Annotated in this window: 15 protein-coding genes; 5 read left to right on the plus strand and 10 right to left on the minus strand. The window is 67.4% G+C overall.

What is annotated here, in order from left to right; genetic code table 11:
* Positions 1-34 precede the first annotated feature (34 nt).
* The 7 genes from BWQ92_RS03005 to BWQ92_RS03035 are packed head-to-tail and all read right to left on the minus strand — an operon-like array spanning position 35 to position 8,145.
* Entirely contained in the window at positions 35-865 is an 831-nt protein-coding gene (locus BWQ92_RS03005) for an HpcH/HpaI aldolase/citrate lyase family protein (RefSeq protein WP_076798174.1), read from the minus strand.
* Between the two features lie 15 nt (positions 866-880).
* On the minus strand, positions 881-1,408 hold the full coding sequence (locus BWQ92_RS03010) for a MaoC family dehydratase (protein ID WP_076798175.1): 528 nt from the start codon (positions 1,406-1,408) through the stop codon (positions 881-883).
* Complete coding sequence (locus BWQ92_RS03015; RefSeq protein WP_076798176.1) at positions 1,405-2,151, minus strand: CoA transferase subunit B; 747 nt, start codon at positions 2,149-2,151, stop codon at positions 1,405-1,407. The genes BWQ92_RS03010 and BWQ92_RS03015 overlap by 4 nt, the downstream gene beginning before the upstream one ends.
* Before the next feature lie 2 nt (positions 2,152-2,153).
* Positions 2,154-3,032 carry a CoA transferase subunit A gene (locus BWQ92_RS03020; protein ID WP_076798177.1) on the minus strand — a complete coding sequence of 293 codons (879 nt, stop codon included), beginning with the start codon at positions 3,030-3,032 and terminating at the stop codon, positions 2,154-2,156.
* Between the two features lie 55 nt (positions 3,033-3,087).
* Entirely contained in the window at positions 3,088-4,263 is a 1,176-nt protein-coding gene (locus tag BWQ92_RS03025; protein ID WP_076798178.1) for an acyl-CoA dehydrogenase family protein, read from the minus strand.
* 2 nt (positions 4,264-4,265) lie between these two features.
* A complete protein-coding gene (locus tag BWQ92_RS03030) occupies positions 4,266-6,530 on the minus strand; it encodes an ATP-binding protein (protein WP_076798179.1) in 2,265 nt (754 codons plus the stop codon).
* A 7-nt stretch (positions 6,531-6,537) separates the two neighbouring features.
* Positions 6,538-8,145 carry a carboxyl transferase domain-containing protein gene (locus BWQ92_RS03035; protein ID WP_076798180.1) on the minus strand — a complete coding sequence of 536 codons (1,608 nt, stop codon included), beginning with the start codon at positions 8,143-8,145 and terminating at the stop codon, positions 6,538-6,540.
* A 146-nt stretch (positions 8,146-8,291) separates the two neighbouring features.
* Between BWQ92_RS03035 and BWQ92_RS03040 the strand changes: the two genes are divergently transcribed.
* Positions 8,292-8,987, plus strand: coding sequence for an SACE_7040 family transcriptional regulator (locus BWQ92_RS03040; protein WP_076798181.1), 696 nt, complete (start codon positions 8,292-8,294; stop codon positions 8,985-8,987).
* Positions 8,988-9,172: 185 nt separating this feature from the next.
* On the opposite strand, the gene BWQ92_RS03045 is transcribed toward BWQ92_RS03040, so the two are convergent.
* The 3 genes from BWQ92_RS03045 to pdhA are packed head-to-tail and all read right to left on the minus strand — an operon-like array spanning position 9,173 to position 12,752.
* The gene (locus tag BWQ92_RS03045) at positions 9,173-10,558 is read right to left on the minus strand and encodes a dihydrolipoamide acetyltransferase family protein (RefSeq protein WP_083706426.1); all 1,386 of its coding nucleotides are present in this window, start codon (positions 10,556-10,558) and stop codon (positions 9,173-9,175) included.
* An 8-nt stretch (positions 10,559-10,566) separates the two neighbouring features.
* On the minus strand, positions 10,567-11,577 hold the full coding sequence (locus BWQ92_RS03050; protein ID WP_076798183.1) for an alpha-ketoacid dehydrogenase subunit beta: 1,011 nt from the start codon (positions 11,575-11,577) through the stop codon (positions 10,567-10,569).
* Positions 11,577-12,752 carry a pyruvate dehydrogenase (acetyl-transferring) E1 component subunit alpha gene (gene pdhA / locus BWQ92_RS03055; protein ID WP_076798184.1) on the minus strand — a complete coding sequence of 392 codons (1,176 nt, stop codon included), beginning with the start codon at positions 12,750-12,752 and terminating at the stop codon, positions 11,577-11,579. The genes BWQ92_RS03050 and pdhA overlap by 1 nt, the downstream gene beginning before the upstream one ends.
* 196 nt (positions 12,753-12,948) lie before the next feature.
* On the opposite strand from pdhA, the gene BWQ92_RS03060 reads away from it, so the two are divergent.
* The 4 genes from BWQ92_RS03060 to BWQ92_RS03075 all read left to right on the plus strand — a co-directional run bounded on the left by BWQ92_RS03060 (position 12,949) and on the right by BWQ92_RS03075 (position 15,370).
* Complete coding sequence (locus BWQ92_RS03060; RefSeq protein WP_076798185.1) at positions 12,949-13,422, plus strand: Lrp/AsnC family transcriptional regulator; 474 nt, start codon at positions 12,949-12,951, stop codon at positions 13,420-13,422.
* A 138-nt stretch (positions 13,423-13,560) separates the two neighbouring features.
* Positions 13,561-14,217 (plus strand): hypothetical protein, encoded by a 657-nt coding sequence (locus BWQ92_RS03065; RefSeq protein ID WP_076798186.1) that lies wholly within the window; start codon positions 13,561-13,563, stop codon positions 14,215-14,217.
* A 126-nt stretch (positions 14,218-14,343) separates the two neighbouring features.
* Positions 14,344-14,748 (plus strand): DUF4383 domain-containing protein, encoded by a 405-nt coding sequence (locus tag BWQ92_RS03070; protein WP_076798187.1) that lies wholly within the window; start codon positions 14,344-14,346, stop codon positions 14,746-14,748.
* A 19-nt stretch (positions 14,749-14,767) separates the two neighbouring features.
* A complete protein-coding gene (locus BWQ92_RS03075) occupies positions 14,768-15,370 on the plus strand; it encodes a hypothetical protein (protein ID WP_236783091.1) in 603 nt (200 codons plus the stop codon).
* The last annotated feature ends 39 nt before the right edge of the window (positions 15,371-15,409 follow it).

Below are 15,409 nucleotides of genomic sequence, written 5' to 3' on the forward strand. Positions count from 1 at the left end.
CCCTTTCCCGGGTTCTCTTCGTCCCTGGATACGGCTAGCGGGATCGGGCCAGGACCGACTCCGCGTGCCGGAGGATGGGCCCGTCGATCATCCTGCCCTGGTACTGGAACACGCCGGTTCCGGCAGTGCGTGCCGCTTCCAGGAGTTCGCGTGCCGCGGCGACGTCCCGCTCGGAGGGCGCGTACGCCTCCCGGACGGCGGCCACCTGGCTGGGGTGGATGCAGGCCTTGGAACCGAAACCCGAGGCAACGGCGTCCCGGGCCTCCGCGGCCAGCCCGTCAAGGTCCGGGATGTTCACGTACACGGCATCCACGGCCTGTTTGCCGGCTGCGCCGGCGGCCAGGAGCACCGAGGAGCGGGCGTGCAGGGCTACGGCACGGTAGCTGCCGTCGTCGTTCCTGCTGGACGTGCCGCCAAGGGAAGCAAGCAGGTCCTCGGCCCCCCACATCATGGCCACCACGTTGGGTTCGGCGGCAATGGCGGGTGCGTGGACCACGCCCGCGGCGGTCTCACACAGGGCAATCACGTGGAAATCCGGCAGGGCCCGGAGCTGGCTGGCGCTCTCCGCCTTGGCAAGCATGACGGTGCGGTAGGGGGTGTGGGCCAGGCAGTGCAGGTCCTTCTCGAAGTCCTCGGTGCCGGCCGGGTTGATCCTAATGATGGTCCGGCTGGGATCCAGCTCCGGCCCTTCCCCGGATCCGCCGAGCTGGGCCAGGATGGCGCCCCGTGCCCGCTGCTTGTCCGGCGCGGCCACGGCATCCTCGAGGTCCAGGATGACCGCATCGGCGCGCTCGGCGGCTTTTTGGAAGCGTTCGGGACGGTCGGCAGGGCAGAAAAGGAGGGCGGGTCCCATCACAAAAGTCATAGTGCCATTGTCCGATTATTTGTCCCGCTGCGCCTCTATGTGTGCCTCGCGAGTCCACATCAGGCAGCTTCGCGTGGCCAGCGCCACCACCGTTCCGTCCTGGTTGCGCCCGGTGTGCTGCATGGTGACGACGCCCTGCCCCGGCCGTGATTCGGAGAGCCTCTTTCCGGTGATGACGGTCTCCGTGTAGAGGGTGTCGCCATGGTAGAGCGGATGCGGGAAGGAGACGTCCGTCAGCCCCAGCTGCGCAATGATGGTGCCCTGGGTCAGCTGGCCAACGGACTGCCCCACCACCGTGGCCAGCGTGAACATGGAGTTCACCAGGCGCTGGCCGAAGGGCTGTCCCGAGCTCCAGGCCGCGTCCAGGTGCAGCCCCTGCGTGTTCATGGTCATGGTGGTGAACAGCACGTTGTCCGTCTCGGTAACGGTCCGCCCCGGGCGGTGGGCGTACACGACGTCCTCCTCGAGTTCCTCGAAGTAGAGTCCGCGCTGCTCGATGACCCGCGCGCCGCCGGTGGCTGAGCCTGCCGAAACTGCACTCATACGGTGAGTTCCTGGTCTTCCTCGAACAGTTCCGCCCCGGTGGCCGCGACCATGTCCTCCGCCGACACGTTGGGCGCCAGCTCACGCAGGACCAGACGGGATCCGCCGGAATCGGCGACGACGTCGATGACGCCGAGGTCGGTGATGATGCGGTCCACGCAGGCCTTGCCCGTCAGCGGCAGCGAGCACCGTTCCACGATTTTCGGCTTTCCGCTTCGGTCCACATGCTCCATCATGACGATCACCTTTTTGGCGCCGAAGACCAGGTCCATGGCCCCGCCCATGCCCTTGACCATCTTTCCGGGGATCATCCAGTTGGCGAGGTCTCCGTTGGCGGCCACCTCCATGGCGCCGAGCACGGCCACGTCCACGTGCCCGCCGCGGATCATGCCAAAGGACTGGGCGGAGTCGAAGAATGCGGCACCCTTGTTGACGGTGACGGTTTCCTTGCCGGCGTTGATCAGGTCCGGATCCACCTCGTCCTCGCCGGGATAGGGGCCGACGCCGAGGATGCCGTTCTCGGAGTGCAGGACCACTTCGACGCCGGCCGGGATGTAGTTGGGGATCAGGGTGGGCATGCCGATGCCGAGGTTCACGTACTGGCCGTTGCTCAGCTCCTGGGCTACGCGGGCGGCGAGCTCATTGCGCGTCCAGCCCTTGCCTTCCGGGTGGGAGGAGGCGGCCCGGCGGTATTCATGGCGGACGGCCTCGGGGCGGGGGGCCAGGGGGCTGTTCGGATCCATTCCTATGCTCCTGCCTGTTCGCTGGTTGCGGTATTTTCGGTCCCGCCGGTGCTTCCTGCGGCCCCGGTGCTTCCGGCTGCACTGGTGCTTTCGGCGCCGCCGGTGCTTCCGGACTGGGCTGCAGACGCCGCAGACAGTGCCACGGTCCGCTTCTCAATGCGCTTCTCGGACTCGGGCACCACCACCACGCGCTGGACAAAGATGCCCGGCAGGTGGACGTGCTCCGGATCCAGCTCGCCCGGCTCCACGAGTTCTTCCACCTCTGCAATCGTGATCCGTCCCGCCATGGCGCAGAGGGGGTTGAAGTTCATGGCCGTCGCGTGGAAGACGAGGTTCCCGTGCCGGTCGCCCTTCCAGGCGTGGACCAGGCCGTAGTCGGGGGTCAGTGATTCCTCCAGGACATAGTCGACGCCATCGAAGCTGCGCACTTCCTTTGGCGGGGACGCGATGGCGATGCCTCCGTCGGCGTCGTATTTCTGCGGCAGGCCGCCGTCGGACACCTGCGTCCCCACGCCCGCCTTCGTGTAAAAGGCGGGAATGCCGGCGCCGCCGGCGCGCAGCTTTTCGGCGAGGGTGCCCTGCGGGGTGAGGACCACTTCAAGTTCGCCGGCGAGGTACTGCCGGGCGAACTCTTTGTTCTCCCCCACGTACGAGCTGACAGTCCGCCGGATCCGGCCGTCCCTGAGGAGGACGCCCAGGCCCCAGTCGTCCACGCCGCAGTTGTTGCTGACGGTCTCGAGGTCCTTGGTGCCGCGGCGGTGGAGGGCATCTATGAGCGCCACCGGTATCCCGCACAGGCCAAAACCCCCGACGGCGAGCGATGCGCCGTCGGATATGTCGGCTACCGCTTCGTCAGCGCTGGCAACAACCTTGTCAATCATCCTTGATCCTTTCGGCGTCTCCACAGACTCTCGACAGACACGGCCACCTGGCCTTTTACAGCCCGAGTTCGCGGGCGATAAGCATCAGCTGGACCTCCGTGGTGCCCTCCCCGACCTCCAGGATCTTGGAGTCCCGGTAGTGGCGCGCCACGGTGAACTCGTTGATGAAGCCATAGCCGCCGAATACCTGGGTGGCATCCCGCGCATTATCCATGGCCGCCTCGCCTGCGACCATCTTAGCTATGGCCGCCTGGGTCTTGAACGGCTTGCCGGCGAGCATCCGGGCGGCCGCATCGTAGTAGGTAAGTCGGGCGGTATGGGCGCGTGCCTGCATGCGGGCGATCTTGAAGGAGATGGCCTGGTGCTTGCCGATATTGGTGCCGAAGGCGCTGCGGTCCTTGGCGTAGCGGACCGAAAGATCCACGCAGCCCTGCGCAGCGCCGGTGGCCAGGGCAGCGATGGCGATCCGGCCCTCGTCCAGGATGGACAGGAAGTTGGCGTAGCCGCGGCCCCGCTCCCCCAGCAGGTTCGCCTCGCGCACAGTGACGTCCCGCAGGGTCAGGGGGTGGGTGTCCGACGCATTCCAGCCCACCTTGTTGTACGCCTTCTCCGCCTTGAACCCGGGCGTGTCGGTGGGCACCAGGATGGTGGAAATCTCCTTCTTGACGCTGCCGTCCTTGCGCTCCTGCTGGCCGGTGACAGCGGTGACGGTCACCAGCCTGCTGATGTCCGTTCCCGAGTTGGTGATGAATTCCTTGTTGCCGTTGATGACCCAGTTTTTTCCGTCCCCGCTGTCCTCCAGCCGGGCCGTGGTCTTCGTGCCGCCGGCGTCCGAGCCCGCCTCCGGTTCGGTCAGGCCAAAGCCCGCGAGCGCCTTTCCGGACGCGAGCAGCGGCAGCCACTCCTGCTTCTGGGCCTCGGTGCCGAAGCGGAAAACGGGCATGGCGCCGAGCGAAACACCGGCCTCGAGCGTGATGGCAACTGACTGGTCCACCCGTCCCAGCTGCTCCAGCGCAAGTGCCAGCGCGAAGTAATCGCCGCCCATGCCGCCGTATTCCTCCGGGAACGGCAGGCCGAACAGGCCCATATCGGCCATTTGTGCCACTACCTCGTAGGGGAAGCTGTGTTCCTCGTCGTGCTTGGTGGAGACGGGTGCCACCACCTCGTCGGCGAACTCCCGGACGGTCTTGCTGAGGTCCTGGTACTCCTCGCTGAGGTCAAAATCGGCCATGGTTAGGCCTCCTTACGTTCATCTGTTGCATCGTGGGTTGCGGTGCCTTCCGATACAGGGCCGGAAGTGTCCGCCGGGTGGATGGTGGCGACGGTCTGGCCTGCCCTGACGAGGTCACCCGTGCTGACGCTGACATGAACGGTCCCGGCGACTTCGGCCACGAGCTGGTGCTCCATCTTCATGGCCTCCACGGACAGCAGCACCTGTCCCGCGGCCACGGGATCTCCCTCCTGCACCGCCACGGAGACAACCGTTCCGGGCATGGGTGACCGGACTTCCGGATCGGCCGCGCCTTCTTCCCGTTCGATGGCGGCCAGCACGCGCTCCAGCCGGCTCTCGCGGGTGAGGACCTCGAGTCCGCAGGCCCAGCCGCCGCTGCCGACGTAAACGTGCCGCGGCCGCGCTTGCGCGCGAAGGCCGGCGCTGCCGTGCAGCTCCCCGGACATCCCCACGGCGAACGTGTGCTGCTGGTCCTCCAGCTCGAACCTGATGACGCCGGCAGCGGACTCTGCGGCATGCTCCCGGCCGTCCGGCCCGACGGCGGCACCCGCCGCTCCGAGGACGCGCACCGTCCGCTCCGGGCCGTCGCCGACGCGCACCAGGGCATGGCCGGCGTCGCCCTGCCAGGTGATACCCACGGTGGCCATGCCGCCGCCGGGAAGGCCGAAGTTAATCCGCCATGGTGCCGGGGCACCGAGGCGCCAGCCCCGTGCGCTGTCCCACGGCGGCCGGGGACCTGTCCGTCTGCCACTGAAAGCGACCGCGCCGGCGTCTTCAGCAGCCGCGGCCTCGCGCGTCCAGAATGTCAGGGCGGCAGCCGTAAACTCTGCCTCGCCGGCATCCCGGAACGCCAGGTCCGGCATCCTCCGGTCGATCAGCGTCGTGTCCAGCCGGCCGGCGCGGACGTCGTCGTCATTGATCAGGAGCCGCAGGTATTCCACATTGGTATCTATGCCCAGGACGGTGTACCGCTCCAGCGCCGCGTCCAGCCTGTCCAGCGCGGCCTTGCGGTCCGTTCCCCAGGCAATGACCTTGGACAGCATGGGATCGTAGTCGCTGGAGATTTGCAGCCCCGGCAGCAGCGATGAGTCAATGCGGACGCCCTCGTCCTGGCGTTCCGGCCGGACCCCGGTCCCGAACGCGGTGCCGTATTCGTCGAGGAGCACCACCTCGCCCGAGGAGGGCAGGAAGTTCCGGTGCGGGGTTTCGGCGTAGACGCGTGCCTCCGCTGCGTGGCCGTTAATCACGACGTCGTCCTGCCCGACGGTGAGCACCTCGCCGGCGGCGATGCGCACCTGCCATTCGACGAGGTCAATGCCGGTGACCATTTCCGTCACCGGGTGTTCCACCTGGAGCCGGGTGTTCATCTCCATGAAGAAGAACTCATCCGGCGAGTCGTCCGACACCAGGAATTCCACGGTGCCGGCACCGGTGTAGTGGACGCTGCGGGCGGCCTGGCAGGCCGCCTCGCCGATCTTCGCCCGGACGGCCTCGCCGTCGGGCAGTGATTCCAGCAGCGGTGACGGGGACTCCTCGATGACCTTCTGGTGCCGCCGCTGCAGGGAGCACTCGCGCTCCCCCAGGTGGATGACGTTGCCGTGGGTATCGGCCAGGACCTGCACCTCGATGTGCCGTGGGGACGTCACCAGGCGTTCCAGCAACAGGGTGTCGTCCCCGAACGCGCCCGCAGCCACGCGCCGCGCGGTGGCCAGGGCGGACGGCAGGTCCTCTGGCCGGTCCACGGCATGCATTCCCTTGCCGCCGCCGCCCGCCGAGGGCTTGATCAGCAGGGGGAAACCCACGGCCGGGGCGGCCGCGATGAGTTCCGCATCCGTCATGCCGGGTTCGGCGATGCCCGGAACCACCGGAACGCCGTACCCCGCCACGTGGTTTTTCGAGCGGATCTTGTCCCCCATGACATCCAGCGCCTCGGCCCCGGGGCCGATGAAGGCGATGCCGGCGGCCTCCAGTGCCCGGGCAAAGTCGGCATTCTCGCTCAGGAACCCGTAGCCCGGATGCACCGCCTGGGCACCGGAGTCCTGGCACGCCCTGATGATGGCGTCGATGCTGAGATAGCTCTCGGCCGCCGCGGCGGGCCCGATCCTGACGGCAGTGTCGGCTTCGCGCACGTGGCGGGCACCGGCGTCGGCATCGCTGTAGACCGCAACGGAACGGATTCCCATGGCGCGCAGGGTCCTGATCACCCGGCAGGCAATCTCGCCGCGGTTGGCCACCAGGACCGTGCGGAACTTACGTTCGATAGTCATGTCAGGCTCACATCCGGAAGAGGCCGAAGGAGGGCTCCGGCAGCGGGACGCGGGAGACGACGTCGAGGGCCAGGCCCAGGACCGTGCGGGTGTCCGCGGGGTCGATCACGCCGTCGTCCCACAGGCGTGCCGTGGAATAGTAGGGGCTGCCCTGGTCCTCGTACTGCTGCCGGATGGGAGCCTTGAAGGCTTCTTCCTCCTCGGCGGACCACTCCTGCCCGGCTGCCTCATACTGGTCGCGCTTGACGGTGGCCAGGACGCTGGAGGCCTGGTTGCCGCCCATGACGGAAATCCGGCTGGCGGGCCACAACCACAGGAAGCGCGGTGAATAAGCCCGCCCGCACATCGAGTAGTTGCCGGCACCGAAGGACCCGCCGATCACCACCGTCAGCTTGGGCACGCGCGTGGTGGCGACGGCGGTGACCATCTTGGCGCCGTTCTTGGCAATGCCGCCCTGCTCGTAGTCCTTGCCCACCATGAAGCCGGAGATGTTCTGCAGAAAGATCAGCGGGACGCCGCGTTGGTCGCAGAGTTCAATGAAGTGGGCGCCCTTGAGTGCCGACTCGCTGAAGAGCACGCCGTTGTTGGCCACGATGCCCACGGGGTGTCCGTGCAGCCGGGCGAATCCGCTCACCAGGGTGGCACCGTAATTCTTCTTGAACTCATGGAAGCGGCTGCCGTCCACCAGCCGGGCGATGACCTCCCGGACGTCGTACTGCGCATTGACGTCCGTGGGGACGGCGCCGTAGAGCTGGCCGGGCTCGGCAACGGGTTCGACGGCGGCGTCCACGTCCCAGACGGGCTGCGCGGGCACCGGCAGTGTGGCCACGATGTCACGGACGATCTGCAGGGCGTGCTCGTCGTTTTCGGCGAGGTGGTCACTGACACCGGAAATCCGCGAGTGCACCTCGCCGCCCCCGAGCTCTTCGGCGCTGACGACCTCGCCGATGGCCGCCTTCACCAGGGGCGGCCCGCCCAGGAAGATGGTTCCCTGGTTGCGGACAATCACCGTTTCATCGCTCATCGCGGGAACGTAGGCGCCCCCTGCGGTGCAGGAGCCCATGACGGCGGCGATCTGCGGAATCCGCGCGGCCGACATCCTGGCCTGGTTGTAAAAGATGCGGCCGAAATGGTCCCGGTCCGGGAACACCTCGTCCTGCTTCGGGAGGAAGGCCCCGCCCGAATCCACCAGGTAGATGCACGGGAGCCGGTTTTCGAGCGCGATCTCCTGTGCCCTGAGGTGCTTCTTGACCGTCATGGGATAGTAGGTGCCGCCCTTGACGGTGGCGTCGTTGGAAATGACCAGCACGTGGCGGCCGTGCACCAGGCCGATGCCCGTGATGATGCCGGCGCCGGGTGAATCGTCGTTGTACATGCCGTTCGCTGCCAGCGGGGCAATCTCAAGGAAGGGGCTGCCGTCGTCGAGAAGCCGGTCAATCCGCTCCCGGGGAAGCAGCTTGCCGCGGGACATGTGCCGCTCACGGGATTTTTCCGGCCCGCCCAGCGCCGTGGTGGCAAGACGTTTCCGCAGCTCGTCGGCGAGCGCGCGCTGCGCAAGGCTGTTCGCCTCAAACGCGCTACCGGCGGTATCCAGCCGGCTGGCGAGTGTCTCCATTGACCGCTTCCATTCCCGGGCACTTCCGGCGGCAGTCGCGCCGCATTTCGGTTAGTGCCTCGTAACTGAGTTTAGGTTAGTCTCTAGTGACTGTGATGTCCAACACAGGATGTTGGTAGAGTTCTTTGGGTTTTCGAGGAGGAAATGTGCCCACCACAGATCACGGAGAGCTCACCGCTGCCGGCCGGGCCGCGCCCGGCCAAGAAACAGCGCCCGGCCCTGATTCAACACCCGGCCCCACCCAGCGCAGCCGGGCGAAGGAATCCCGCCGGCAGGCGCTGTTGTCAGCCGCGGCCACGCTCTTCGCCGGCAACGGCTTCAACAGGGTCTCCCTCGAGGACCTCGGGGCCGCAGCCGGAGTGAGCGGACCGGCCGTATACCGCCACTTCCCGGGCAAGCAGGCCGTGCTCGGCGCGTTGCTGCTCACTGTCAGCCAGGACCTGCTCGACGGCGGCCGCCGCGTGGTTGCCAACGCCGCCGAACCCTCCGCGGCTTTGGCCCGTCTGGTGCAGTTCCATGTGGACTTCGCCCTCAGCAACCCCGACGTGATCCGGGTCCAGGACCGGGATTTCAGCAACCTGACCAGTGAAGACCAGGAGCAGGTGCGGGCCCTGCAGCGCAGCTACGTGGAGGTGTGGGTTGACGTGCTCGCCGGCATCCATGGCACCACAGACACCGCAGAACTGCGCATGCGCGCCCTGGCAACCTTCGGCCTCATCAACTCGACGCCGCACTCTGTCCGCAACCACGGCCGGCGGATGGCCATCAGGTCGGCCCGGCCGCTCCTGGAGAACATGGCGCTGGCGGCCCTGCTGGTGACGTCCAGCCCGCTCGGCACCTGAGCCCTCCCCCTGCTGGCCCCGCGCCTATCCGGCATCCCTGGGCCAGGGTGCCGCGGCGAACCTCCCGCCAGGCCAAAACGGGGCACTTCGATACGGACACGCCGACGTTGGGGCCATCAAACCCCCACTGCGGCGCCAAAGTACCCCGTTTTGGTTGCAGGCTCGAAAGAAACTGCGGTGAAGGATCAGGCCATTGCGAGGGCCATGCCGGGATCCGCGAGCAGGGCACCGACGTCAGCCAGGAACCTGGAGCCCTGCTCACCGTCCACCAGCCGGTGGTCGAAGGACAGGCTCAAGGTCATGACCTGCCGCAGTGCGACCTGGTCCTGGTACTCCCATGGCATCTTGCGGACGGCGCCCATGGCGAGGATCGCGGCCTCCCCCGGGTTGAGGATGGGCGTGCCGGCGTCGATCCCGAAGACACCGATGTTGGTGATGGAGATGGTGCCACCTGAAAGGTCCTCCGGGCTGGTCTTGCCTGCCCTGGCGGTGTCCGTCAGTTCCGCGAGCGCCGTGGAAAGGTCCACGAGCGCCAGGCGGTCGGCGTCCTTGATATTGGGGACGGTGAGCCCGCGCGGGGTTGCGGCCGCGATACCCAGGTTCACGTAGTTGAACTGCACGATCTCCTGGTTGGCCTCGTCCCACTTGGCATTGAGCCCGGGGTTGCGGCGCAGCGCGATCAGCACGGCCTTGGCCACGAGGGTCAGCGGCGTCAGCTTGTGGCCGGCAAAGGCCTTGCTCTCCTTCAGCCTTGCCAGCAGTTCCATGGCCGGCGTGACGTCCACCGTGAGGAATTCCGTGACGTGCGGCGCCGTGAAGGCACTGCTGACCATCGCGGCGGCCGTGAATTTGCGGACACCCTTGATTGGCGTGCGGACCTCGCGCTCGCCGTGTGGCGCAGCCTGGGGTGCCGCTGGCTGTGCCGCCAACTCGTGCGCCGCTGCGGGAAGGTCCCCGCCGCCCACGAAGTTGCGGACGTCGTCCCGGGTAATCAGGCCGCTGGGACCGCTTCCGGCCACCTTTTCCAGTTCGACACCCAGGTCCTTGGCAAGCTTCCGGACCGGCGGTGTGGAACGCGGGCGCTCAGCGGACTTGGTTTCGGCAGGCTTGGTTTCCACAGGCCTGATTTCGGCAGGCTCAGCCAGCGGGGCTTTGGTTTCGACGGGCTTGGTCTCGACGGGCCGGGGCTCGGCCGGCTCGGCCAGCGTGCGCTGCCGCCGGACTGGGCGGCCGGTGCTTTCGACCACGGCGCCGTACCCGACGAGGTTGGGTTCCCTTTTGGGGAGCGCCGCCTCAGCCGGGGCAGCAGCGGCAGGCTGGGTGCCGGCGTCGTCCTTCACCTCGAACGAGACGATCGGCTTGCCCACCTCCACGACCGTTCCCGGCTGTTCATGCAGGGCGGTGATGACACCGGCGAACGGGGAAGGCAACTCCACCACCGCCTTGGCAGTCTCCACCTCGGCAATGACCTGGTTCAGGCTGACGGTATCCCCTACCCCCACCTTCCAGCTGACGATTTCCGATTCGGTCAGTCCTTCGCCAAGATCGGGCAGCCGGAATTCCTTGATCATGGTGGCGGTCATCCTTCCAGCCCGCTCAGCGAATTCGGCCGGCCCAGCGCGCGGTCCACGCCGTCGAGAATCCGGTCAAGATCCGGAAGGTGGTGCATCTCCACCCTCGAATAGGGGTATGGCACGTCAAACCCGGTGATGCGGACGGGTGCGGCCTCAAGGTGGTAGAAGCAGCGTTCGGTAATGCTGGCCGCAACCTCCGCGCCGAGTCCGCCCGACTGCCCGGCCTCGTGGGTGATCACCAGCCTGCCCGTCTTGCGGACGGAGGCCTCCACGGTGGCGAAATCGACGGGAGCCAGCGAGCGCAGGTCGATGACCTCCACAGAGACTCCCTCGTCCGCGGCCGCCGTGGCAGCATCGCGGGCGGTCTTGACCAGCGGCCCGTAGGCGACGAGCGTGACGTCGCTGCCGTCCGTGACCAGGCGGGCCTGGCCCATCGGCGGGGCCGAAGCAGGATCGAGCGCCTCGTCCACCTCGCCTTTGTCGTGGTAGCGGCGTTTGGGCTCAAAGAACACCACTGGGTCGTCGCAGGAAATGGCCTGCTGGATCATGGTGTGGGCATCCTGCGGGCTGGCCGGCGTAATCACGCGCAGGCCCGCGGTGTGCGCGAAGTAAGCCTCAGGCGACTCGGAGTGGTGCTCCGGGGACCCGATGCCGCCGCCAAACGGGATGCGGATGGTGATGGGCATTTTCACGGTGCCCCGGCTGCGGTAATGCATCTTCGCCACCTGGGACACGATCTGGTCGAAGGCGGGATAGACGAAGCCGTCGAACTGGATTTCCACCACCGGGCGGTACCCGCGGTAGGCCAGGCCCACAGCGGTACCCACAATCCCGGACTCGGCCAGGGGCGTGTCCACCACACGGTGCTTGCCGAAGTCCTTCTGCAGCCCGTCGGTCACGCGGAAGACACCACCAAGGGTGCCGATATCCTCGCCCATGAGGACCACTTTGGGATCGTTGTCGAGGGATCTGCGAAGGCCGGAGTTTATTGCCCGCGCAAAGGTCATCTGCGTCATCAGCGTGCACCTTCTTCTTGGGTTGCCGCGTCGGGATCGCCGAAGCTGGCAAGGTAACGGGAGTAGTGGTCCTGCTGGCGTTCCAGCCAGGAGTTGGGGGTGCTGTAGACGTGCTTGAAGACGTCGAGGGGGGCGGGGTCCGGCATGTCCACGCAGCCGGCCCGCAGCTCGCGGGCGACGGCGTCTGCCTTGGTCCGCACGCTGGTTTCGAACTCCTCGGTAAACAGGCCCTTCCGGTCCAGCAGCGCATGGACCCGGCCGATGGGGTCCTTGGCCGCCCAGTCCTCGAGTTCGTTGGGGTCGCGGTACCGGGTGGGATCGTCCGCCGTCGTATGCGGTCCCATCCGGTAGGTGACGGCCTCGATGAAGGTGGGGCCGCCGCCGCGGCGGGCACGGTCAAGGGCCACCCGCGTGGCTGCCATGACCGCCAGCACGTCGTTGCCGTCAACGCGCATGCTCGGGAGTCCGAATCCGATCCCGCGTTCCACCAGCTGTGTGTGGGACTGGAGGCGCACCGGTTCGGAGATGGCCCAGTGGTTGTTCTGGCAGAAGAACACCAGAGGGACCTGGTAACTGGCGGCGAAGACCATGGCCTCGCTGACATCGCCCTCGCTGGTGGCTCCGTCGCCGAAGTAAACAATGGCCGCGGAATCGGCGCCGTCGTTCTGGATTCCCATGGCGTACCCGGTGGCATGCAGCGCCTGCGCCCCGATGACGATCTGCGGTATTGCCATGTTGACCGTGTACGGGTCCCACCCGCCGGAGGCGGCGCCGCGCCAGACGCGCAGAATGTCCGGCAGGTCCACCCCGCGGCAGTAGGCCACACCGTTCTCGCGGTAGCTGGGGAAAATGAAGTCGTCGTCCCGCAGGGCCCGCACGGAGCCCACCTGCGAGGCCTCCTGGCCCAGCAGCGGTGGCCACAGGCCCAGCTCACCCTGGCGCTGCAGGGCGGTAGCCTCTTTGTCGATCCGCCGGATCACCACCAGGTCCTCGTAAAGCGAGCACAGCTGCTCGTCCGAGATGTCCTTGACCCAGGGGTCATACTCCGGATGGCTGACGCGCTCCCCCGCGGGGGTGATCAGCTGAACCATGCTGTGGCCTGCGCCACCCTGGTGCCCTGCCTTGTTGTCCCGGCCGGCGGTTGTTCCGCCCTGGCCCGCATCGTCTGTCACCACTGTTGCCGCAACCTTCTGACGTCGTGTAACCATCCCGCGGCAGGACTTGTGATACCGCCGCATTCCGGCCTCCCGGGCGCCTTTGCCCCGGTTAATTGTGACCATACTCACAATGTTCAAGTGGTACAACCACTGCGGTGGAAACTGAGCAGAATGCACTGTTTGGCGGACTCAGACCGTGCTAGCCTTGCGCATTATGCAAGCTTTGGATGGCACTGACACGCGGCTGCTCTCCGCCCTGGCGCAGGATCCCCGCCGTACTGTGGTGGCCCTCGCGCAAAAGCTCGGCCTTTCCCGCAACACCGTCCAGGCGCGCATGGCCCAGCTTGAGAAGAAGCACGCCTTCCTCTCGTTCGAGCGGCGCATCAATCCGGTGTCCCTGGGGTATCCGCTCATGGCCTTCATCTCGGTCCACGTCCAGCAGCAGAAGCTCGGTTCCCTCGCCGATGATCTGGCCGCCGTACCGGAGATCCTCGAGGGCTACGGCCTGACCGGCTCTGCGGACCTGCTGCTGCGCGTGGTGGCACTGGACGCCGAAGACCTCTTCCGGATCAACGGGAAGATCCTGGCCTGCGACGGTGTCGAGCGGACCGATACCGCCCTGGCCATGGGGGAACTGATCCCGTTCCGGATCCAGCCGCTGCTGGACCGCAACTCAGCCGGAGAGTGAGCATGGCCGGCCGGCTGTAACCGCGGGAAACATCGATGTTCGTCCGCGCGGGCGCTATAGGCTATTCCACAAACGTGACCGGGCGCCGGCGTGCCCGTTATTTGGAGCGCCGCTGGTGCGGTGCCGGAAAGGCCACCCTTGAGCAATCCCCCGCTCCCCCCGCAGCAGCCGGGCGGGCAACAGCCTGCTCCGCAGCAGCCCGGCACCTATCCGTCCGGCCCGAACCAGCCGGGTCCCTATCCGTCCGGCCCGAGCCAGCCCGGCCCGAGCCAGCCTGGTCCGAGCCAGCCTGGTCCGCAGCAGCCGGTTGGCCGGAGGCCGCTCCCGCCGTCTCCGTTCGGCCTGCCCGGCGTGCCGGCAGCCAGGAGCCGCAAGGGCACCTGGCTCGTGGCGGGCATTGTGGCGGGCGTGCTCTTGCTGGTGGGCGTCGGGGCGTGGCTCCTGATGAACCTCGTGGGCGGCGGCGGCACCAGGCAGGCCGGGGACCTTGCGGACGGCTTCACCAAGCTGGTCATCGCGGGCGACACGGACAAGGCCTACAACGACTACATGGACCCCAGCCTCAAGGAGCAGCTGAGCCGCGAGGGCTTCGCTTCCGGCGTCCAGAGCCTCCAACTCGATCCGTCCTGCACCACGGCCTACGACGACCTCAAGGTCACTACCGAGAACGGCAACAACATCGCGGATGTCGCAGGGCTCATCAAATGCCAGGACAAGGACATTGAACTCGTGTACCGGTTCGCCGGCAAGGACGACCTGAAAATGGTCACCATCCGGCTCCGGCCTAAGTCCTGATCCTCTTTTTTGACCGTCCACCCATCCAAGCGCATACCAGGGCCGAATTGCTTCCGAGGGGTCCCGCCCGGGGACTCCGCACCCAGGCCGGGCACCTGCCCGGCCCCAACCGGAAGGACATGGGCCATGCGCAACTCACCCAACCGACTTGTCGCCACCGTTTTCGGAGCCGTCTACCTGCTGGTGGGACTCGTTGGCTTCGCCGTGACGTCGGGAGTGGGCTTCTTCTCCACCGAAGGCGCCAACCTGATCATCTTCGAAGTCAACCCGCTGCACAACGTGATCCACCTGGCCATTGGCGCCGCACTGCTCTACGCCGGTGTCAAGGACGTCCAGCTGGCGCGCACCGTCAACACGGCAGTGGGTGCCGTGTACCTGCTGGTGGGCATCGTCGGCCTGTTCCTGCTCAACTCGCCGCTGAACATCATTGCCCTCAACGGCGCGGACAACGTACTCCACCTGGCGAGCGCCGTCCTGCTGCTCGGCGTCGGACTGTCCCTGGACAAGGTCCCCGCCACGGCCCGCGCCTAGAAGACCCGGCGCCTAAGAGATGATGACCAGCCAGGCCATCGCGGCAGCCCCGGCACCGCAGCAAACGTTCCGTTCCGATGCCGTGCGGCTGTTCGCGGGCTTCGCCGGGCTCGGTGCGGCAGCGGTAAACCTGGCCGTGTCCTCCAGCCTGTTCGCGGCCGCCGGCCCTGTCCTCCCCGGGAGGGTGGCCGGCGCCGCGGCCGCCCTCGTCTGGGGAGGTGTCCTGCTGGGATGGACCATTGCCGGGCTGAGCAGGAACCGCTTCCCGCTGCCGCGGACCTTCGCCGCAGTGCTGCCCGCCGCTGCCGCGGCGCACGTGGCGGCCATCACGCTGGGGGCCGGGACCGGAATGGCGGGCCTGGGCATCAGCCACCTCGCCGCCCTGCTACTGACCCTCATGGTCCTCGCGGCCACCTCATGGCTCCGCCGCAGCTCGCAGAAACTTCCCGGCATGCCGGGCCGGAACGCTGCTGCCCGGCTGGGCGCCGGTCAGCTGCTCGCCGCCGCGTTCGCCGGGGCACTGCTGGTTGCCGCCATTACGACGCCGGGACTCGCCGCGTCGACGGCAGGCCAGTTCGCGGTCCCGCACGGTGAACACACCGGAGGCCACCACGCGCCATAAGTGCGCCGGCGGCCACAAAGGCAGGAGCCCCCGCGCAGT

It is taken from the genome of Arthrobacter sp. QXT-31, assembly GCF_001969265.1.
Taxonomy (GTDB): Bacteria; Actinomycetota; Actinomycetes; order Actinomycetales; family Micrococcaceae; genus Arthrobacter.

What these genes read in the sequence shown, in the direction of transcription:
- BWQ92_RS03005 (WP_076798174.1), bottom strand. Translation starts at nt 865, where the DNA reads ATGACTTTTGTGATGGGACCCGCCCTCCTTTTCTGCCCTGCCGACCGT.
- BWQ92_RS03010 (WP_076798175.1), bottom strand. Translation starts at nt 1,408, where the DNA reads ATGAGTGCAGTTTCGGCAGGCTCAGCCACCGGCGGCGCGCGGGTCATC.
- BWQ92_RS03015 (WP_076798176.1), bottom strand. Translation starts at nt 2,151, where the DNA reads ATGGATCCGAACAGCCCCCTGGCCCCCCGCCCCGAGGCCGTCCGCCAT.
- BWQ92_RS03020 (WP_076798177.1), bottom strand. Translation starts at nt 3,032, where the DNA reads ATGATTGACAAGGTTGTTGCCAGCGCTGACGAAGCGGTAGCCGACATA.
- BWQ92_RS03025 (WP_076798178.1), bottom strand. Translation starts at nt 4,263, where the DNA reads ATGGCCGATTTTGACCTCAGCGAGGAGTACCAGGACCTCAGCAAGACC.
- BWQ92_RS03030 (WP_076798179.1), bottom strand. Translation starts at nt 6,530, where the DNA reads ATGACTATCGAACGTAAGTTCCGCACGGTCCTGGTGGCCAACCGCGGC.
- BWQ92_RS03035 (WP_076798180.1), bottom strand. Translation starts at nt 8,145, where the DNA reads ATGGAGACACTCGCCAGCCGGCTGGATACCGCCGGTAGCGCGTTTGAG.
- BWQ92_RS03045 (WP_083706426.1), bottom strand. Translation starts at nt 10,558, where the DNA reads ATGATCAAGGAATTCCGGCTGCCCGATCTTGGCGAAGGACTGACCGAA.
- BWQ92_RS03050 (WP_076798183.1), bottom strand. Translation starts at nt 11,577, where the DNA reads ATGACGCAGATGACCTTTGCGCGGGCAATAAACTCCGGCCTTCGCAGA.
- BWQ92_RS03060 (WP_076798185.1), top strand. Translation starts at nt 12,949, where the DNA reads ATGCAAGCTTTGGATGGCACTGACACGCGGCTGCTCTCCGCCCTGGCG.
- BWQ92_RS03070 (WP_076798187.1), top strand. Translation starts at nt 14,344, where the DNA reads ATGCGCAACTCACCCAACCGACTTGTCGCCACCGTTTTCGGAGCCGTC.
- BWQ92_RS03075 (WP_236783091.1), top strand. Translation starts at nt 14,768, where the DNA reads ATGATGACCAGCCAGGCCATCGCGGCAGCCCCGGCACCGCAGCAAACG.